Annotated in this window: 16 protein-coding genes; 11 read left to right on the top strand and 5 right to left on the bottom strand. The window is 72.5% G+C overall.

The window, feature by feature from the left end:
* The first annotated feature begins 39 nt into the window (after positions 1 to 39).
* The 6 genes from ACZ4MH_RS15670 to ACZ4MH_RS15645 all read left to right on the top strand — a co-directional run bounded on the left by ACZ4MH_RS15670 (position 40) and on the right by ACZ4MH_RS15645 (position 8,330).
* Positions 40 to 1,443, top strand: a complete 1,404-nt coding sequence (locus ACZ4MH_RS15670; protein WP_351596515.1) for a ubiquitin-like domain-containing protein — start codon at positions 40 to 42, stop codon at positions 1,441 to 1,443.
* Positions 1,440 to 2,321 carry a 16S rRNA (adenine(1518)-N(6)/adenine(1519)-N(6))-dimethyltransferase RsmA gene (rsmA, locus tag ACZ4MH_RS15665; RefSeq protein WP_351596518.1) on the top strand — a complete coding sequence of 294 codons (882 nt, stop codon included), beginning with the start codon at positions 1,440 to 1,442 and terminating at the stop codon, positions 2,319 to 2,321. The genes ACZ4MH_RS15670 and rsmA overlap by 4 nt, the downstream gene beginning before the upstream one ends.
* The gene (locus tag ACZ4MH_RS15660) at positions 2,318 to 3,232 is read left to right on the top strand and encodes a 4-(cytidine 5'-diphospho)-2-C-methyl-D-erythritol kinase (RefSeq protein WP_351596521.1); all 915 of its coding nucleotides are present in this window, start codon (positions 2,318 to 2,320) and stop codon (positions 3,230 to 3,232) included. The genes rsmA and ACZ4MH_RS15660 overlap by 4 nt, the downstream gene beginning before the upstream one ends.
* Before the next feature lie 94 nt (positions 3,233 to 3,326).
* Positions 3,327 to 5,123 (top strand): ABC-F family ATP-binding cassette domain-containing protein, encoded by a 1,797-nt coding sequence (locus ACZ4MH_RS15655; protein ID WP_351596524.1) that lies wholly within the window; start codon positions 3,327 to 3,329, stop codon positions 5,121 to 5,123.
* Positions 5,124 to 5,379: 256 nt separating this feature from the next.
* Positions 5,380 to 7,293: an outer membrane protein assembly factor BamB family protein gene (locus ACZ4MH_RS15650; protein ID WP_467754533.1), complete on the top strand. Its 1,914-nt coding sequence runs from the start codon at positions 5,380 to 5,382 to the stop codon at positions 7,291 to 7,293.
* Positions 7,294 to 7,616: 323 nt separating this feature from the next.
* On the top strand, positions 7,617 to 8,330 hold the full coding sequence (locus tag ACZ4MH_RS15645) for a helix-turn-helix transcriptional regulator (RefSeq protein ID WP_351597008.1): 714 nt from the start codon (positions 7,617 to 7,619) through the stop codon (positions 8,328 to 8,330).
* 12 nt (positions 8,331 to 8,342) lie between these two features.
* On the opposite strand, the gene ACZ4MH_RS15640 is transcribed toward ACZ4MH_RS15645, so the two are convergent.
* Positions 8,343 to 8,642, bottom strand: coding sequence for a hypothetical protein (locus ACZ4MH_RS15640; RefSeq protein ID WP_351597011.1), 300 nt, complete (start codon positions 8,640 to 8,642; stop codon positions 8,343 to 8,345).
* Positions 8,643 to 8,661: 19 nt separating this feature from the next.
* Positions 8,662 to 10,332, bottom strand: coding sequence for a sodium:solute symporter family protein (locus ACZ4MH_RS15635; protein WP_351597014.1), 1,671 nt, complete (start codon positions 10,330 to 10,332; stop codon positions 8,662 to 8,664).
* 243 nt (positions 10,333 to 10,575) lie between these two features.
* Here ACZ4MH_RS15635 and galT point away from each other — a divergent pair, with 243 nt between their 5' ends.
* The 4 genes from galT (at position 10,576) to ACZ4MH_RS15615 (ending at position 15,092) form a co-directional block, all read left to right on the top strand.
* Positions 10,576 to 11,622 carry a galactose-1-phosphate uridylyltransferase gene (galT, locus tag ACZ4MH_RS15630; RefSeq protein ID WP_351597017.1) on the top strand — a complete coding sequence of 349 codons (1,047 nt, stop codon included), beginning with the start codon at positions 10,576 to 10,578 and terminating at the stop codon, positions 11,620 to 11,622.
* Complete coding sequence (gene galE, locus ACZ4MH_RS15625; RefSeq protein ID WP_351597020.1) at positions 11,619 to 12,572, top strand: UDP-glucose 4-epimerase GalE; 954 nt, start codon at positions 11,619 to 11,621, stop codon at positions 12,570 to 12,572. Before galT ends, galE begins: the two co-directional genes overlap by 4 nt.
* A gap of 113 nt (positions 12,573 to 12,685) precedes the next feature.
* Entirely contained in the window at positions 12,686 to 13,858 is a 1,173-nt protein-coding gene (galK, locus tag ACZ4MH_RS15620) for a galactokinase (protein ID WP_351597022.1), read from the top strand.
* 427 nt (positions 13,859 to 14,285) lie between these two features.
* Positions 14,286 to 15,092 (top strand): response regulator transcription factor, encoded by an 807-nt coding sequence (locus tag ACZ4MH_RS15615; protein ID WP_351597025.1) that lies wholly within the window; start codon positions 14,286 to 14,288, stop codon positions 15,090 to 15,092.
* A gap of 105 nt (positions 15,093 to 15,197) precedes the next feature.
* On the opposite strand, the gene ACZ4MH_RS15610 is transcribed toward ACZ4MH_RS15615, so the two are convergent.
* The 3 genes from ACZ4MH_RS15610 to tamR form a co-directional block, all read right to left on the bottom strand.
* Positions 15,198 to 17,201: a beta-galactosidase gene (locus ACZ4MH_RS15610; RefSeq protein WP_351597028.1), complete on the bottom strand. Its 2,004-nt coding sequence runs from the start codon at positions 17,199 to 17,201 to the stop codon at positions 15,198 to 15,200.
* A gap of 74 nt (positions 17,202 to 17,275) precedes the next feature.
* Positions 17,276 to 18,070 (bottom strand): SDR family NAD(P)-dependent oxidoreductase, encoded by a 795-nt coding sequence (locus tag ACZ4MH_RS15605; protein WP_351597030.1) that lies wholly within the window; start codon positions 18,068 to 18,070, stop codon positions 17,276 to 17,278.
* Positions 18,071 to 18,205: 135 nt separating this feature from the next.
* On the bottom strand, positions 18,206 to 18,703 hold the full coding sequence (gene tamR / locus ACZ4MH_RS15600; protein ID WP_351597033.1) for a MarR family transcriptional regulator TamR: 498 nt from the start codon (positions 18,701 to 18,703) through the stop codon (positions 18,206 to 18,208).
* Between the two features lie 132 nt (positions 18,704 to 18,835).
* On the opposite strand from tamR, the gene ACZ4MH_RS15595 reads away from it, so the two are divergent.
* Positions 18,836 to 19,660, top strand: a complete 825-nt coding sequence (locus ACZ4MH_RS15595; protein WP_351597036.1) for a trans-aconitate 2-methyltransferase — start codon at positions 18,836 to 18,838, stop codon at positions 19,658 to 19,660.
* The last annotated feature ends 4 nt before the right edge of the window (positions 19,661 to 19,664 follow it).

The raw sequence follows: 19,664 nt of genomic DNA, 5'->3' as shown, positions 1-19,664 counted from the left end.
ATTCCGGCCCGTCAACCGGTCCCGGGCAAGTGGAGCGTCGTGAGTCATTCGCAGGCGTACGGATACGGATACGGGCCGCCGCAGTCGTACGACGGGACGGAGGGCCCCCGGACCCAGGGCTACGGTCCGTACGGGCCGCCGGACGAGCTCCAGGTGTACGACACGTACGTCGCACAGTCGTACGCACCGCCGCGCCCGCAGTCGTACGCACCGTGGCTGCCCGAGCAGCAGTCTTACGAACCGCCGCGCCCCGAGCCGCAGTCGTACGACCAGCCGCCGGTCATCGGAGGCCGGTCCGCGGGCCGTGCCGCCGCCCGGCGCGCGGCCCGGCGCAAGCGGTTCGTCGAGCGGCCCGAGGGGCTGCGCAGGCTGGTCCCGCAGGCGCTGGTCGTCGCGTTCCTCGCGGGCGGCACGACCGCGTTCGTCGCGCACGACAAGGCCGTACGCCTCAGCGTCGACGGCAGCCCGCGGCGGCTGCACACCTTCGCCGGGGACGTCGGCGAGCTGCTGGCCTCCGAAGGTGTACCGATCGGCCCGCACGACATCGTCGCGCCCGGCCCGGACGCCCCGCTGACCAGCGGCGACGAGGTGGCCGTGCGGTACGGCCGGCCCGTCGTGCTCACCGTGGACGGCCACCGCCGCCGGGTGTGGACCACCGCGCGCACCGTCGAGGGCGCGCTGCGCCAGCTCGGCGTGCGGGCCGAAGGCGCGTACATCTCCGCCTCGCGGTCGCTGCCCATCGCACGCCACGGCATCGAACTGGCCGTACGCACCGAGCGCACGGTGACCTTCATGGCCGACGGGCGCGCGCGCAGCATCCGCACCAACGCCGCCACCGTGCGCGCGGCGCTCGTCCGGGCCGGCATCGCGCTGCACGGCCAGGACACCACCTCCGTACCGCTCGACAGCTTCCCCCGCGAGGGCCAGACCATCTCCGTGCTGCGCGTCACCGGCTCCCGCGAGGTCCGCGAGGAGCCGATCGCCTACGAGACCCGCCGCGTCCCCGACGCCGCGCTCTTCAAGGGCACCGAGTCGGTGGTCCAGCAGGGGCACCAGGGCGTGCGCCGGGTCACGTACCAGCTGCGTACCGTCAACGGCGTCCGGCAGCGGCCGCGGCTGCTGCGCCAGGAGGTGATCAGCGTGCCGCGCAGCGAGATCGTGCACGTGGGCACCGCGACCGTGCCCGCCGGCGTGGCCGGCGCCGACCATCTGAACTGGCGGGGGCTCGCCGAGTGCGAGACCGGCGGCCGGGCCGACGCGGTCGATCCCTCGGGCACGTACGGCGGGCTGTACCAGTTCGACCGCGCCACCTGGCACTCGCTCGGCGGGACCGGCGCCCCGCAGGACGCGCCTCCTCAGGAGCAGACCTACCGCGCCAAGAAGCTGTACGTCAGCCGGGGGGCGAGCCCGTGGCCCGTGTGCGGCCGTAAGCTTCACCAGTGACCAACAGCAACACCGATGAGCCCGGCCCGCTCCTGGGCCCCGCCGACATCCGCGAACTGGCCGCGACGCTGGGCGTCCGCCCGACCAAGCAGAAGGGCCAGAACTTCGTCATCGACGCCAACACCGTCCGCCGGATCGTGCGGACGGCCGAGGTGCGCCCCGACGACGTGGTCGTCGAGGTCGGGCCCGGCCTCGGCTCGCTGACCCTGGCGCTTCTGGAGGCCGCCGACCGGGTCACGGCCGTGGAGATCGACGACGTGCTGGCGGCCGCGCTGCCCGCGACGGTCGAGGCCCGGATGCCGGAGCGCGCCGACCGGTTCGCGCTGGTCCACGACGACGCGATGAAGGTCACCGAGCTGCCGGGCCCGCCACCCACCGCGCTGGTCGCCAACCTCCCGTACAACGTCGCCGTCCCGGTCCTGCTCCACATGATGGCGACCTTCCCGACCATCGAGCGCACGCTCATCATGGTCCAGTCCGAGGTCGCCGACCGGCTCGCGGCCCGCCCCGGCAACAAGGTCTACGGCGTGCCGTCGGTGAAGGCGAACTGGTACGCCGAGGTCAAGCGGGCCGGCGCGATCGGCCGGAACGTCTTCTGGCCCGCGCCCAACGTCGACTCGGGGCTGGTCTCCCTCGTCCGCCGCGCGGCGCCCCTGGAGACCACCGCCAGCCGCGAAGAGGTCTTCGCCGCCGTGGACGCGGCCTTCGCGCAGCGCCGCAAGACGCTGCGCTCGGCGCTCTCCGGCTGGGCGGGCTCGGCCGCCGCCGCCGAGGCCGCGCTGGTCGCTGCGGGCGTCTCGCCGCAGGCCCGGGGCGAGGCCCTGACCGTCGAAGAATTCGCCCGCATCGCCGAGCACAAGGAAGCCGCAGCCCAGTGACCCCGTCCAGCCCCCGCGCCGTCACCGTCCGCGTCCCCGCCAAGGTCAACGTCCAGCTGGCGGTCGGCGCCGCACGCGCCGACGGCTTCCACGACCTGGCCAACGTCTTCCTCGCCGTCGGCCTGTACGACGAGGTCACCGCGGCGCCCGCCGACACCCTGACGATCACCTGCGAGGGGCCGGACGCCGACCGGGTCCCGCTGGACCGTACGAACCTCGCGGCCCGCGCCGCCGAGCTGCTGGCAGCCCGGCACGGCATCGAGCCGCGCGTCCACCTGCACATCGCCAAGGACATCCCGGTCGCCGGCGGCATGGCCGGGGGCAGCGCGGACGGCGCGGGCGCGCTGCTCGCCTGCGACGCGCTGTGGGGGACAGGGGCCACCCGCGAGGAACTGCTCGACATCTGCGCCGAGCTGGGCAGCGACGTGCCGTTCAGCCTGGTCGGCGAGGCCGCGCTGGGCACGGGCCGGGGTGAGCGGCTGACGCCGCTGGAGGTGGGCGGCACCTTCCACTGGGTCTTCGCGGCCGCCGACGGCGGGCTGTCCACGCCCGCGGTCTACCGCGAGTTCGACCGCCTCACCGAAGGCACCGACGTGCCCGCGCCCGAGGCGTCCCCGGCGCTGCTGGACGCGCTGCGCACGGGCGACGCCGCGGCGCTGGCCAAGACCCTCTCCAACGACCTGCAGCCCGCAGCGCTCTCGCTCTTCCCCTCGCTCGCCGCGACCCTGGAAGCGGGCACCAAGGCGGGCGCGCTCGCCGCCCTGGTCTCCGGATCGGGCCCGACCACGGCCTTCCTCGCCGCGGACCGGGCTTCCGCTTCCGCGGTCGCCGACGCCCTTCTGACCTCTGGTACGTGCCGCACCGCCCGCGTTGCGAACAGCCCGGCCCCGGGCGCGACGATCACCGGCTGAGCACGGTCCCCGGTACCGGTCCCCACGCGATGCGGGAGTGACCGGTGTGCCGGACTAGGCTGGAAGGCCGACCGATGTGAAGCCCAGGAGTGAGATGGCCGCGAACCTCGTCAATCTGGAAGCCGTCAGCAAGGCGTACGCACTGCGCGCGCTGCTCGACGGCGTCTCCCTCGGCGTCAACGAGGGCGACCGGATCGGCGTCGTCGGCCGCAACGGTGACGGCAAGACGACCCTGATCCGCATCCTCGCCCAGCTGGAGTCCCCGGACGACGGCCGCGTCACGCACGTCAACGGGCTGCGCCTGGGTGTCCTGACGCAGCACGACTCGCTCGACCCGGAGGCGACCGTCCGGCACGAGGTGATCGGCGACCTCGCCGACCACGAGTGGGCGGGCAACGCCAAGATCCGCGACGTGCTGACCGGCCTCTTCGGCGGCCTGGACCTGCCGGGCTTCCCGCAGGGCCTGGACACCGTCATCGGCCCGCTCTCCGGTGGCGAGCGGCGCCGCATCGCGCTCGCGAAGCTGCTCATCGCCGAGCAGGACCTGATCGTGCTCGACGAGCCGACCAACCACCTGGACGTCGAGGGCATCTCCTGGCTCGCGCGGCACCTCCGGGCCCGGCGCTCGGCGCTGGTGGTCGTCACCCACGACCGGTGGTTCCTGGACCAGGTCTGTACGCGGATGTGGGACGTGCAGCGCGGCGACGTGCACGAGTACGAGGGCGGCTACAGCGACTACGTCTTCGCGCGCGCCGAGCGCGAGCGCATCGCGGCCTCCGAAGAAACCAAGCGGCAGAACCTCATGCGCAAGGAGCTGGCCTGGCTGCGGCGCGGCGCCCCGGCCCGTACGAGCAAGCCCCGCTTCCGCATCGAGGCCGCCAACGAGCTGATCGCGGACGTGCCGCCGCCCCGGGACAACGCCGAGCTGATGAAGTTCGCGAGCTCCCGGCTGGGCAAGACGGTCTTCGACTTGGAGGACGTGACCGTACAGGCCGGGCCCAAGGTGCTGCTGAAGCACGTCACCTGGCAGCTGGGCCCCGGCGAGCGGGTCGGCCTGGTGGGCGTCAACGGCGCGGGCAAGACCTCGCTGCTGCGGGCGCTGGCCGACGCGGCGCGCACGGAGGGCGAGGCGCAGCCCGCCGGCGGGAAGATCATCGTCGGGAAGACCGTGAAGCTGGCCTACCTCTCGCAGGAGGTCGCGGAGCTGAAGCCCACCCTGCGGGTGCTGGAGGCCGTCCAGCAGGTGCGGGAGCGGGTGGACCTCGGCAAGGGCCGGGAGATGACCGCGGGTCAGCTGTGCGAGAAGTTCGGGTTCACCAAGGAGAAGCAGTGGACGCCGGTCGGCGACCTCTCCGGCGGTGAGCGGCGGCGGCTGCAGATCCTGCGGCTGCTGATGGACGAGCCGAACGTGCTCTTCCTCGACGAGCCCACCAACGACCTGGACATCGAGACGCTGACGCAGCTGGAGGACCTGCTCGACGGCTGGCCCGGCTCGCTGATCGTCATCAGCCACGACCGGTACTTCGTCGAGCGGACCACCGACCGGGTGTTCGCGCTGCTGGGCGACGCGGCGCTGCGGATGCTGCCGCGCGGCCTGGACGAGTACATCGAGCGGCGGGAGCGGATGGCGCAGGCCGCGGCCCCGGCGCCGGCGGCCGCCGCGCCCAAGCAGAAGGCCGCCGCGGTGGACCGGGCGACGCAGAAGGAACTGCAGAAGATCGAGCGGCAGCTGGACAAGATCGGTACGAAGGAGGCGAAGCTGCACACGCAGATCGCCGACAACGCCACCGACTTCACCAAGGTCGCCGAACTGGACGCGCAGCTGCGGGAGCTGAAGGACGAGAAGGACGAGCTGGAGATGCGCTGGCTGGAGCTGGCGGAGGACGCGTAGCGGACTCCGCGGCCCGGGGTCGGCGGCGTGCGTAACGGGTGCGTCGCGGGAGTGTCCCGGGCCGGTATCGCCCCTTTGGTGGCGGCGTACCGCACCGGTGCGGTGTCGGTGGCGAGTGGTACAAAGAACTCCCGCTCAAGTGCCGTTAATTGCCGAGCCTTATGTCTGATTCACTCCATCCTGGGGGCTTTGCCGCTCGGGGTCGCGGGGGAGGCCGATTCGGAGCCATGGGCCGGCGTGAAGAGGTAACGACCCGATGACCCAGCCGCCGCAGCCGCCACCACCGCCCGGTCAGCCGCCGTCCGGCGGCTTCGGCGCGCCCCAGGATCCTTCGTACGGCTACCCGCAGCAGCCCGGTCAGCAGCCGCAGCAGCCGCCGAACCAGCCGCCGCAGCCGCCCCAGGCCCCGCCGCAGCCGCCCCAGGCTCCGGGGCAGCCGCCGCAGGCCCCGCCGCCGCAGGCCCCCGGTCAGCCGCCGCAGGGGCCCCCGCCCGGTCCGTACGGCGCGCAGCCCGGTTACGGCTACCCGGCCCAGGGCCCGGGCTACGGCTACCCGCAGCAGCCCGGTCAGCCCGGTCAGCCCGGTCAGCCCGGTCAGCCCGGTCAGCCCGGTCAGCCCGGCGCCCCCGGCCCGTACGGCGCCCCCTACCCGCCCGCCGCGCAGTTCCCCGGCGGCGGCATGCCCCCGCAGGGCGGAGGCGGCAATCAGCAGCGCACCCGCATCATGATCGTCGTCGCCGCGGTGGTCGCGGTCGCGCTGATCGTGGGCGGCGGCGTGTGGTTCGCCAACAGCGGCGGCGGTGACGAGCCGGCGCCGAACGCCAACGGCGGCGGCCAGGGCGGCGCCGGCGGCGGCAAGGGCGGAGACGCGCCGGTGGTGCTCAAGGGCGGCAAGGTCGCGCTGAACCCCGAGACCAAGCCCGGCAGTTCCACGGGCAAGCTGCTCTTCAACGTGCCGATGCCCTCGCCGGACAAGTCGGTGGTGACGATGAACGGCGCCTGGGCGACGGCGAAGACGTACGCCAAGGTAGGCAAGGGCGAGATCGTCGGCTACGACCTGGACGCGAAGAAGCCGAAGTACAAGCTCCCCATGGACGGCATCGTCTGCGGCGCCTCGCCGTACGCCACCGAGGAGGGCAAGGCCGCGGTCGTCTTCGAGGCCGGCCCGCGCAAGGGGGAGAACGAGCGCGAGCCCTGCAGTCGGATCGCGCTGCTGGACATCGACTCCGGCAAGTTCGACTGGACGAAGACGATGCCCGGCGGCGACCAGGCCTCCAGCATCGGCATGGGCGTCACCTTCAGCCAGGGCGCGGTCGTCGCCTCCTGGCCGGGCAACGGCGAAGCCGCGTACGACATCTCCGGCAAGGAGCTGTGGCACAAGCGCGACAACGGCAACGACCCCTCGATGCAGTGCCTGGACCGGGGCATCGGCGGCGGCAAGAAGCTCGTCGCGATCCTGCGCTGCGGTGAGTACGGCTCGCAGACCACCCAGGTCCAGGAGATCGACCCGGCCACCGGCAAGCCCAAGTGGACCTACGACGCGCCCAAGGGCGTGCAGAGCGCCGAGGTGGTCTCCACCAACGGCCCGGTCGTCATCGGCATCGCCGCCGGCGAGCCCAGTATCACGGACATGGTCGTCATCGACGACTCGGGCAAGCAGCAGGCACAGATCCCGCTGCAGGACGACAAGTACAAGCCCAACTGCGGCATCACCGGCGGCGTGGAGCGCTGCGTCACCGCCACGGCGGACGACAAGTACCTCTACATGCCCTCCAAGCCGCACGACGCGGTGGGCGGCGACACCTTCGACAACCAGAACGAAATCGTCGCCTTCGACCTGAAGACCGGGTCGGCGACCTGGAAGGCGTCCTCGGAGGTCAACCAGGAGATCGCGCCCCTGCGGATGGCCGGCGACAAGCTCATCGCCTACCAGGACGGCTACAGCGACAAGGGCGGCCAGGTCCTCAGCATCGACCCGGCCCAGCAGGGCAAGAAGACGGTCTTCCTCAACCTCCCGAAGGAGACCGCCGACGCGGCCCGCTCGCTGCGCCCCGGCATGACCCGCGCGGTGTACGAGCACGGCCGGCTGTTCCTGAACCAGGACATCATGTCCGGCACCAAGTACGGCCTGGGTGACGGGAAGTACCTGGGCCTGGCCTTCGGCAGCTGAGAAACCGCAGGCCCGAGGGCCTGTCCGGCGGCCCCGTCCTACCTCGCGTAGGGCGGGGCCGCCGTCGTTCTCCGGGGCGTCGGCGGCGCAGGTGGTGCGCCGGAGTGCGGTGTGCCGGGTTCCGGTACCGTGCCTGCCCACCTCTGGAAGAAAATGATCGGCGTCGGGCGGCAAGTGGCCCAGAATGGCCGGGATTTCAGCATTCCGACGGGCTTCTGCCCGGTAGGGGGCGCGCGATGTCGAACAAGCGTGTAGCTTCCGGATGCAAAGGGGCCCGGCGAGGGCCGGGGGGCTGGGTTCGCCGGGGAATGGGGGGTTGCTGAATGGGCGTGCGGCTCATGGTGGTCGACGACCACCGCCTGCTCGCCGAGGCGCTCGCCTCGGCACTGAAGTTGCGCGGGCACAGGGTGCTCGCGGCGGCCGCGCCGAGTGCCGGGGCGGCGGATCTGGTGGTGAGCAGAGCGCCGGAGGTGTGCCTCCTGGGGACGGCAGCGCCCGCCGAGCCGGGGGCCTTCGACCCGGTGGTACGGATCAAGAAGGAGCGGCCCCAGGTGGCGGTCGTGGTGCTCGGTCCGGTGCCCAACCCGCGGGGCATCGCCGCGGCGTTCGCCGCCGGTGCTTCCGGTTACGTCCGCCACGACGAGCGGATCGAGGGCGTGGAGCGGGCGATGATGAAGGCCAGGGCGGGCGAGGCGGCGATCGCCCCGGCCCTGCTCCAGCAGGCCTTCGAGGAGCTGCTGCATCCGGCGGCGCAGCCCGACGACGAGGGCGCCCGGCTGCTGCAGATGCTGACCCCGCGCGAGGTGGAGGTGCTGGTCCGGGTCGCCGAGGGCGAGGACACCCGGCTCATCGCGGCCGGTATGGGCATCGCGCCGAGCACGGCACGTACGCACGTGCAGCGGGTGCTGATGAAGCTCGGGGTGGGCTCGCGGCTGGAGGCGGCGGCGCTGGCGGCCCGTACGGGCCTGCTGGACCGGGCCGCGATCAGCAACGCGAACAACAACGCGGCGGGGCCGCAGCAGGCCCCGCCGCAGTGAATCCGCGTCGGGTCAGTCCGACGCGCCGGTCGTGGCGCCGGTCTCCTCGGGGGCCGGCGCCTCGGCCGGGCGCAGCTTCATCCACGCCAGGAAGAACAGGCCGAGGACGAGCATCCCGAGGCCGGTCCAGAGGTTGATGTTGATGTCCTGGGCCTTCTTCAGGTCCGCGTCGGACGCCGTGATGCCGGCGATCGTGACGATCACGCCGTAGACGACGAAGAGTCCGCCGATGATGCGGCGTACGTCGAAGAGCCGGGCCGCCGTCGCGGACTTGGCCTCCAGCTCCTCGACCTCGTGCTGGTAGTCACTCATGGTGTGCTCCTTACGGCCCTTAGAAGGAGAAGGGGATGTAGCAGAGGGCGGCGAGGACGACCGCGCTCCAGCCCAGCAGGGCGGGCTTGCGGTACCACGCGTCGTCACCCTCGGCGGGCAGCTCCTCCATGCCGGGCGAGCGGGTGCCGTAGACCAGACCGGCCAGCGACTCCGCGGACTTGGGCTTGGTGACCAGGGTGATCACGAACATCACCACGGCGCCGACGACGAACGCCACGATCGAGGAGACGAAGTTGGCCCCCTGGTCGGAGGGGATCGAGATGACGCCCTGCTTGTAGAACCAGAAGTAGTTGACCATCGCGGCGACGGTGCCGGAGAGCAGGCCCCAGAAGCCGGCGGCGGCGCTGGTCCGCTTCCAGAACATGCCGATGATGAAGACCACGAACAGCGGGACGTTGAAGAACGAGAACAGCGTCTGCAGGTAGTTCATGATGTTGCTGAACGAGGACGCGATGAACGCGGTCCCCATGCCGATCAGCACGCCCACCGCGGTGACCACCCGGCCGGTCTTCAGGTAGTACGCGTCCTCGCGGCCCTTCTTCAGGTACGCGCCCCAGATGTCGTTGGTGAAGACCGTGTTGAACGAGGAGACGTTGGCGGCCATACCGGCCATGAACGCGGCGAGCAGGCCGGTCACGGCGATGCCGAGGACGCCGTTGGGCAGCAGGTCGCGCATCAGCACGGGGATGGCGTCGTTGTACTGCAGGCCGCTCTTGGTCTTGCCCAGCGAGGGCTCCATGACCAGCGCGATCAGGCCCGGCACCACCACGACCAGCGGGATGAAGATCTTGGGGAAGGCGGCGATGAGCGGGGTGCGCTTGGCGGCGGAGCCGTTCTTCGCGGACAGCGCGCGCTGCACCTCGGCGAAGTTGGTGGTCCAGTACCCGAAGCTCATCACGAAGCCGAGGCCGAGCACGATCGTCAGCCAGTTGGCGCCCAGCGGGTTGGACTCGCCGATGCCGGTGCCGCCCCAGGCGGTGAGGAAGTCACCGCCGTGGGAGTCGGTGAGGCTGCTGGTGAGCCCGTCCCAGCCGCCGACGCGCTTGAGGCCGACGATGGTCAGCGGGATCAGCGCGGCGAGGATGACGAAGAACTGCAGGACCTCGTTGTAGATCGCGGAGGACAGGCCGCCGATGGTGATGTACGCGAGGACGAAGAAGCCGGCGACGACGATGGCCACCCACTCCGGCCAGCCCAGCAGCGCCTCCAGCACGATCGCCATCGCGTAGAGGTTCACGCCCGCGATCAGCACGGAGGAGACCGCGAAGATGATCGAGGACAGCAGGTGCGAGGACGGCCCGAAGCGGTGCAGCAGGAACTCCGGTACGGAGCGGACCTTGGAGCCGTAGTAGAAGGGCATCATCACCAGGCCGAGGAAGACCATGGCGGGGATGGCGCCGATCCAGTACCAGTGCACGGTGTACGCGCCGTACTGCGCGCCGTTGGCGGCCATGCCGAGGATCTCGGTGGCGCCGAGGTTGGCGGCGACGAACGCGAGGCCGGTCACCCACGCGGGCAGCGACCGGCCGGAGAGGAAGAAGTCCAGGCTGGTCTTCACGCTGCGCTTGGCGGCGAAGCCGATGCCCAGGACGACGGCGAAGTAGATCGCCAGGATGGTGTAGTCGAGCCCGTTGGTAGGGAGGCGTAGCCCTTCGGCCATCGTGATCATGGGGTCTCGCTTCGTTGCGTGGCGCCGGTGGCTTGAACGAGCAGAAAGTTACGCGCGGTCGCTCGGAAACTGAACACTTTTGTTGGTTTTGTTTGTTGGATCGTGATCGAGTGACTCCCTTGGTGACGCTGGGTGCTACGGACGCATCGCTCCGTCCCCGGCGTTGACGGGACTGTTGGCTCGTGGTTCATTATGTTTGTTTGTGTTTGGTCGTCTGCCGAGGATTTCTGGCGAGGAGCAACAGTGAAGAAGACGTCCACGCGGCTCGCGGACGGCCGGGAGCTCATCTACTACGACTCCCGCGACGACGTCGTGCGCGACGCCGTCGACGAGCGCCCCCTCCCGCAGGTCACCACCGCCTCCGAGATCCGTCACGACCGCCTCCTCGGCGACTCCGTCGCCGTCGCCTCGCACCGCCAGGGCCGGACCTACCACCCGCCGGCCGACGAGTGCCCGCTGTGCCCCTCGCGCGAGGGCCGGCTCTCGGAGATCCCCGCCGCCGACTACGACGTCGCGGTCTTCGAGAACCGCTTCCCCTCGCTCGCCGGCTCCACCGGCCGCTGCGAGGTCGTCTGCTTCACCTCCGACCACCACGCCTCCTTCGCCGACCTCACCGAGGAGCAGGCCGCGGTGGTCCTGGAGGCGTGGACCGACCGCACCGCCGAGCTCTCCGAGCTCCCGGACGTCGAGCAGGTCTTCTGCTTCGAGAACCGCGGCGCCGAGATCGGCGTGACCCTCGGCCACCCGCACGGCCAGATCTACGCCTACCCCTTCGTCACGCCCCGCACCGAGCGGATGCTCGCCTCGGCCGCCGCGCACCGGGAGCGTACCGGCGGCCGCAACCTCTTCGACGACGTCGTGGCCGACGAGCTCGCCGACGGCAGCCGCGTCGTCCTGGAGGGCGAGCACTGGGTGGCCTTCGTCCCGTACGCGGCGCACTGGCCGTACGAGGTGCACCTCTACCCGCGGCGCCGGGTCCCCGACCTGCTCGCGCTGGACGAGGCGGCCCGCACAGAATTCCCACAGCTCTACCTGGAAGTCTTGCGACGGTTCGACCGGATCTTCGGGGAAGGGGAGCCGCCGACGCCGTACATCGCCGGCTGGCACCAGGCGCCGGTGCGCACCCCGCACCGCGCCGACTTCGCCCTCCACCTAGAGCTCTTCACCATCCGACGCACTCCCGGCAAGCTGAAGTTTCTCGCGGGTTCCGAATCCGGCATGAATGTGTTCATCAACGATGTGCCGCCGGAAGCCGCGGCGCAGCGACTGCGAGAGGTAGCGAGCGCGTGAGCAAGAAGTACCTGGTCACCGGCGGAGCGGGATACGTCGGCAGCGTCGTGGCGGCACACCTTCTGGAGGCCGGCCACCAGGTGGTCGTCCTGGACGACCTGTCCACCGGCCACCGCGTCGGCGTCCCCGAGGGCGCGGAGTTCATCGAGGGCCGGGTCCAGGACGCGGCCAAATGGCTGGACCGCTCCTTCGACGGCGTGCTGCACTTCGCCGCGTTCTCGCAGGTCGGCGAGTCCGTCGTGGACCCCGAGAAGTACTGGCGGAACAACGTCGGCGGCACCATGGACCTGCTCGCGGCGATGCGCGTCGCGGGCGTGCGCACCCTGGTGTTCTCCTCGACGGCCGCGACGTACGGCGAGCCGACGGCCACGCCGATCACCGAGGCTGCCGAGACCGCGCCGACCAGCCCGTACGGCGCGAGCAAGCTGGCCGTGGACCACATGATCAGCGGCGAGTGCGCGGCGCACGGCCTGGCGGCCGTGTCCCTCCGCTACTTCAACGTGGCGGGCGCCTACGGGGCCTGCGGCGAGCGGCACGACCCCGAGTCGCACCTCATCCCGCTCGTCCTCCAGGTCGCCCAGGGCCGCCGCGAGTCGATCTCCGTCTTCGGCGACGACTACCCCACGCCGGACGGCACCTGCATCCGCGACTACATCCACGTCGCCGACCTCGCCGAGGCCCATCTGCTGGCCCTGGACGCCGCCGTCGCGGGCGAGCACTTGATCTGCAACCTCGGCAACGGCAACGGCTTCTCCGTCCGCGAGGTCATCGAGACCGTCCGCACGGTCACCGGACACCCGATCCCCGAGGTCGTGGCCCCGCGCCGCGGCGGCGATCCGGCGGTCCTGGTCGCCTCGGCCCAGACCGCCATCGACCGCCTGGGCTGGCAGCCGCGCCGCGCGGACCTGTCGGAGATCGTGGCGGACGCGTGGGCGTTCGCCAATTCATAGCCTTTTCAAGCCCGTCCGGCAATCCAAGCCCGTCCGGCAATCCAAGCCCGTCCGGCGATTGAGGACCGGGGTCCGGGGCGGAGCCCCGGCTTCCCCAGGACAAGGGAGTCCGAGTGACACACACGCAGCCCGGCGCAGCCGGCACCGCAGCCGCCTTCCGCGAGGTCTACGGAACCGCCCCCGAAGGGGTATGGGCGGCGCCCGGACGGGTCAACCTGATCGGTGAGCACACCGACTACAACGACGGCTTCGTCATGCCGCTGGCCCTCCCGCACACCACGACGGCCGCCGCCGCGCCCCGTACCGACGGCGTGCTGCGCCTGCACTCCGGCAACGTCAAGGGCGGCATCGTCGAGCTGCGCACCGACGACCTGCGGCCGGCGCCCGACGGCGGCTGGGCGGCGTACCCGGCCGGTGTCCTGTGGGCGATGCGGGAGGCCGGACTCCCGGTGGGCGGCGGCGCCGACCTGCACTTCGACTCCGTCGTCCCCACCGGCGCCGGGCTGTCCTCCTCCGCGGCCCTGGAGGTCGCCACGGCCCTGGCGCTGAACGACCTGTACGGCCTGGGCCTGGACGGCCAGGAGCTGGCCCGGCTGGCCCAGCGCGCCGAGAACGCCTTCGTCGGCGTGCCCTGCGGGATCATGGACCAGACCGCCTCGGCCTGCTGCACCGAAGGCCATGCCCTCCTCTTGGACACCCGCGACCTCACCCGCCGCCAGGTCCCCTTCGACCTCGCCGCGGCCGGGCTGCGCCTCCTCGTCGTCGACACCCGCGTGCAGCACGAGCTGGGTGACGGCGCGTACGCCGAACGCCGCGCCGGCTGTGAGCGGGCCGCGCGGGCATTGGGCGTACGCGCCCTGCGCGATGTGGCGTACGACGGCCTGCGCCAGGCGCTGGAGTCGCTGGCGGACGAGGCCGCCGTGCGGCCCCTGGTACGGCACATCGTGACCGAGAACCGGCGGGTGCAGGACGTCATGGCGCGCCTTGAGGCGGGCGACCCGCGCGGCATCGGCCCGCTGCTGACGGCCGGGCACGCCTCGCTCCGCGACGACTTCGCCGTGTCCTGCGCCGAGCTGGACCTCGTGGTGGAGGCGGCGAACGAGGCCGGCGCGCTGGGCGCCCGGATGACCGGCGGCGGCTTCGGCGGGTCGGCGATCGTGCTGGTGGAAGAGGCGGCGGCGGAGACCGTGGGCAAGGCGGTCACCGAGGCGTTCGCGGCGGCCGGGCACGCCGCGCCGCGGATCTTCACCGCCGTGCCGAGCGCGGGGGCCCGGCGGCTGGCGTGAACCGGGCGGCGGCGGGGGCGCGAAAGCGCGCCCCCGCACATCCCTGATGCGCTGTCAGCCGGTCCGCGCGACTGGCCGATTGCCCCGTCGGCGTCCGGCGGTAACGGGCCGGAATGAGCCGATCACCCGCTACTGGTGCCTCGTGGTGAGCAGCCTGCCCCACCCTGAACACATGGGTCGGGCAGTTTTGCCAATCGGCTTCCGTTGCCGGACCCCGTACGTACGCTGAACAGAGCACCGGTGGGGGCCGGTGCCGATCAGGGGGCGAGCTGGACCCTCTCCCGCCGAACGCGGCGCGGGGAGGTGAGGGTACGGCGCCCGGGACGGGACAGCGACGCAGCACGGCGGCGGCCGTGCCGCTGTGGCGACCCCGCCCCCGGGCGCACGTACCCGTTTCTGCCCGTTTCCCCGAGACAGGGGGTCCTCAGTGCAACGCATCCGGGTCTTGGTGGTCGACGACCACCGCATTTTTGCCGAGTCCCTGGCGGCCGCCCTCGCGGCCGAACAGGACGTGGACGTGGCGGCGGCCGGGAGCGGACCGGCGGCCCTGCGAAGTCTGGAGCGGGCGGCCTCCGAAGGCCGGCGCTTCGACGTCATGCTCGTCGACGCCGACCTCGGCGCCGCCGTCGCACCGCTCGCTTCCGTTCCCATCCGGCCGCAGGGCCACCGCGACGGCACGGCCGACGGCGCGCCCGTGGACGGCATATCGCTGGTCATCTCGGTCCGCACCGCGCATCCGATGGTGCGCTCCGTGGTGCTCGCGGAGAAGGACGACCCGCGCAGGGCCGCGTCCGCCCTGCAGGCCGGGGCCGGCGGCTGGGTCGCGAAGGACTGCTCGCTCTCCCGCCTGCTGGCCGTGATCCGCGGCGTGCTGCGGGACGAGACGCATCTGCCGCCCGCGCTCCTCACCGGCGTACTGCGGGAGCTGACAGCGGCCCGCAAACACCGCACCGAGAGCGAGCGGCTGGTGGAGTCGCTGACCCCGCGCGAGCGCGAGGTGCTGCGCTGCATGGTCGCGGGGCTCGGCCGCAAGGCGGTCGCGGAGCGGCTGTTCCTCTCTCCGCACACGGTCCGCACGCACATGCAGAACGTCCTGGGCAAGCTCGGCGTGCACTCCACGCTCGCGGCCGTGGCGCTGGCGCGCCGGGCCGGGGTGGGGCCCGTCGAGCTGGAGCCGCCCCCGTCGTCCCCGGCGGCGCAGCCGGTGCCGTCGGCGTCGGTCTCGGTGCCGTGAGGCGCGCGTGGACCGGCGGCCGCGCCCCGGCCGGTACGGTGGCCGGCGACCGTCGCGCTACGGCCGCCGGCAGACCCTGACCGCCCCGCCGTCCGGGGCCGCGGATCAGGAGCCGGCCCGTGGGCCCGGCTCCGACAGGACGGCCACGCCGCGGGCGGGCAGGGTGAGGTGATGCACGGTTGCCGCCCGCGGTGTGGCCTGGGCCAGCGCGTCGGTCATGGGCCGCTCCAGCTCCACCTCGGCCGGCTCCTGGCCGTGGTTGAGCAGGAAGAGGTACCGCTCGTGGGCCCCGGAGCGCACGGTCGCCTGTACGCCCGGCGGCAGCCCCGGCAGTACGGGCGTGACGCCCGCCGCCTCCCGTACGTCGTCCATCAGGGCCCGCATCAGCGCCGGGTCGGGACGGGTGCCGACGTACCAGGCGGTGCCCCGGCCGTGGGCGTGCCGGGTGATCGCGGGCCGTAGCCCGTCGTACAGGAAGTCCACGACGGAGCCCGCGCCTTCGAGGACGATGTCCTCCGCCCAGAGATCGGCGCGCCCCGCGTACCGCCCGCGCAGCGGCACGGCCGCGCGCTCGTCCAGCGGCCAGAACTCCTCGACCCGCAGGCCCAGTACCTCGCGCAGCGGCGCCGGGTAGCCGCCGGGGTGCACCCGGTCGTGCGCGTCGACGATGCCGGAGAAGAACGACACGAGCAGGTGCCCGCCGCCGTGTACGTACGCGGCCAGCCGCTCGGCGTCCTCCGTGCGCAGCAGGTAGAGGTTGGGGACGACGACCAGGCGGTAGCCGGTCAGGTCCCGGTCCGGCGGGACGACGTCGCAGGCGACGCCCGCCTCGAACAGCGGGCGGTAGTGGGCCAGGGCCCGCTCGGGCGCCCGCAGCGCGGTGGAGGGGCGGGAGTCCAGCTCCAGGGCGCGCCGGCTGTCCCAGTCGGCGAGCAGCGCGACCCGCGCCTCGGAGCGGGTGCCCGCGATGCCCGGTACGGCGGCCAGCTCCCGCCCCAGCTCGGTGACCTCGCGGAAGATCCGGGTGCCGGTGCCGCCGTGCGGCACCATCGCGGAGTGGAACTTCTCGGCGCCGCCGAGCGACTGCCGCCACTGGAAGAAGAGCACCGCGTCCGCGCCCTGGGCGACGGCCTGCCAGCTCCACAGGCGCATCGCGCCGGGCGGCTTGGGGCCGTTGCGGGGGCGCCAGTTGACGGCGCCGGGGGCCTGTTCGAGCAGCAGCCAGGGCTGTCCTTCGCGGGCCGAGCGCATCAGGTCGAAGTTGTAGGCGGCGCGGATGTGGTCGTCGGGCTCGTAGGGGTCCTGGTAGAAGTCCAGCGCCATGACGTCCATGTCGCGGGCCCAGGCGAAGGCGTCGACGGGCTTGTGGTCCGGCATGAGGTTGGTGGTGACCGGCACGTCCGGGGTGACCCGGTCCAGTACCTCCTTCTCGGCGAGGTAGCAGGCGCGCAGCGCGTCGTCGCTGAAGCGGAGGTAGTCCAGCTGCTGGGCGGGGTTGGGGGTGGTGGGCGCCGTACGCGGCGGCAGCACCTCCTCGAAGTCGCCGTAGCCCTGCGCCCAGAAGGCGGTGGACCAGGCGTCGTTGAGCGCTTCGACGGTGCCGTAGCGCTCGCGCAGCCAGCGGCGGAAGTCGCGGGCCGAGACGTCGCAGTAGCACTGCCGGGTGTGGCAGCCGTACTCGTTGCCGATGTGCCACAGGGCGAGCGCGGGGTGGCCGGCGTAGCGGTGGGCGAGGCGTTCGACGAGGCGGACGGCGTGCTCGCGGTAGACCGGGCTGGAGGGGCAGTAGTGCTGGCGGGCGCCGGGCCAGCGGCGGGTGCCGTCGGCGTCCTCGGGGAGCGTCTCCGGGTACCGGTGAGGGAGCCAGGGCGGTGGTGAGGCGGTCATGGTGGCCAGGCAGACCGCGATGCCGGCCTGGCCGAGGCCGTCCATGACGCGGTCGAACCAGCCGAAGTCGTAGGTGCCGGGCCGGGGTTCGACCCCCGCCCAGGAGAAGATCCCGGCGGTCACCATCGTGACGTGTGCCTGCTTCATGAGGACGAGGTCCTCGGCCCGTACGTCCTCGGGCCACTGCTCGGGGTTGTAGTCCCCGCCGAACCGGATTCCCATCGCGCAGTCCCCCTGCGGCTTGTCGGGTCGCGTGGTCGGTGCCGTGTTTCCGGACGAGTGCTCGGTGTGGCTGGTCAGGAGGAATTCTTCAGGACGCTCCAGCCGCCGTCGACGACGAGGCTCGCGCCGGTGACGTAGGAGGCGTCCGGGGAGAGCAGGAAGGCGATCGTGGCGGCGACCTCCTCGGGGCGGCCGAGCCGGGCCGCTGCGGTCTCGGCGGCGGTGGCCCGGCGGTCCTCCTCGGCGATGCCTTCCCAGGCGGGGGTGAGGACGGGCCCCGGCAGCACGGAGTTCACCCGTACGTCGGGCCCGTACTCCACGGCCAGCTGGCGGGCGAGGCCGGTCAGGCCCGCCTTGGACGCGGCGTACGCGGGCCGCCCCGGCAGCCCGAACAGGGCGTGCACGGAGGAGGTCAGCACGACCGCGCCCTGCCGCGCGCGCAGGTCGTCCAGGGCCGCGCGTACGCCGAGGAACGCGCCGGTGAGGTTGACGGCGAGCTGGTGGTCCCAGTCGGCGCGCGGGGTGCGGTCGGCGGGCGCGACGTGCCGGGTGAAGGCGCCTGAGACCAGGCCGTCGACGGGGCCGTAGCGGCCCCGGGCGGCAGCCACGGCGCGCTGCCAGGCGGCCTCGTCGGTGACGTCGCAGTGCTCGTAGGAGGCGGTGCCGCCGGCGGCACGGATGCGGCGCGCGGTGTGCTCGCCGCGCTCGTCGTCGATGTCGAGGAGGAGGACGCGGGCGCCCTCGGCGGCCAGCCGGTCGGCGGTGGCGGCGCCGATCCCGGAGGCGGCGCCGGTGACGAGGTGGGTGCGGCCGGTGAACCGTGCCGGTCCGGGCGGCGCGTCACGCTCCGCGGTGCGCTGCTGGCTCATGGCCGCGATCCAAGTGGACGCATGCCGCGTCGGGCAAGAGGGCGCCCCGTAAGGGGCGCGGGGAACTGCGCGACCGGCCACAACGGTGGCGCACTCGGCAGCGGCGCCGCACCCCCACCCCGGTGGCCGGGGCGCTCAGCCCGGGATGTTGTCGAACGGCGCGGTCAACTGCCGCAGCAGACCCGCAAGTTCGCCGCGCTCCGCGCGGGACAGCTCGGCCAGGATCGCCCGCTCCTGAGTGAGCAGCCCGGCCAGCGACTGGTCGGCGCGGTCGCGCCCTTCCGCGGTGAGCCGGACCAGGACGCCGCGCCGGTCGCTGGGGTCGGGCAGCCGCTCGACGAGGCCCTTCTTGGCGAGCCGGTCGATGCGGTTGGTCATCGTGCCGGAGGTGACCAGGGTCTGGGTGAGCAGCTGGCCGGGGGAGAGCTGGTACGGGGAGCCGGCGCGGCGCAGCGCGGTGAGCACGTCGAACTCCCAGGGCTCCAGGCCGACCTCGGAGAAGGCCAGCCGCCGCGCGCGGTCGAGATGCCGGGCGAGCCGGCTGACGCGGCTGAGCACCTCGAGTGGTTCCACATCGAGGTCGGGGCGCTCGCGGCGCCATGCTGCGACCAGTCGGTCGACCTCGTCCTCCATGACGATCAGTGTAGTGGTTGTGTCGACATGAAGTCTCTTGACGTCAAGATATATTTTGCTGGACGATTGGGCAGCGTCGGCAGGAGTTCAGGCTCCACCGGCCTTGGCCCGTACCAGCAGAGGGGTTCGACCATGCACGACACGCACGTTGCGCCGACCTGGGACCCACAGCAGTACCTCCGCCACGCGACCCACCGCACCCGCCCCTTCCTCGACCTGCTCGCCCGGATACCCGAGCTGCCCGCGGCGCGCCGCCCGCGCATCGCCGACCTGGGGTGCGGCCCCGGCAACGTCACGGCCCTCATGGCGGACCGCTGGCCCGACGCGCACATCACCGGCTTCGACAACTCCTCCGACATGCTGGCCAGGGCACAGTCCTACGCGGGCCCCACCCCGGGCGGCGGCCGCCTGGACTTCGCCCCCGCCGACGCGGCCACGTGGATCCCCGACGAGCGCTTCGACCTCATCGTCTCCAACGCGGCACTGCAGTGGGTCCCCGGCCACGCCGACTCGTTCGCCCCCTGGATCGACTCCCTCGCCCCCGGTGGCACCCTCGCCTTCCAGGTCCCCGGCAACTTCACCTCCCCCAGCCACGCCCTCCTCGGCGAGCTGTGCGAGACCCCTCAGTGGCGCACCCGCCTGGGCGGCAAGGGCCGCCGCTTCGTGCACATCCTGCAGCCGGAGGAGTACCTCAAGCGGCTGATCGACCTGGGCTGCTCGGCGGACGCCTGGGAGACCACGTACGTGCAGGTCCTGCAGGGCGAGGATCCGGTACTGGACTGGGTGAAGGGCACCGCGCTGCGGCCCGTCCTCACCGCGCTGGACGGCGACGCCGAAGCCGCCGAGGAGTTCCTCGATCAGTACCGCGACCTGCTGCGCAAGGCGTATCCGACCGGTCCGCACGGCACGGTCTTCCCCTTCCGGCGGATCTTCGCCGTGGCCCGCAAGGAGATGTGAGCGG

Source organism: Streptomyces sp. NPDC026301 (assembly GCF_055567935.1).
The sequence above is the reverse complement of the archived record's forward strand: the minus strand, read 5'-3'. Positions and strand labels throughout refer to the sequence as shown.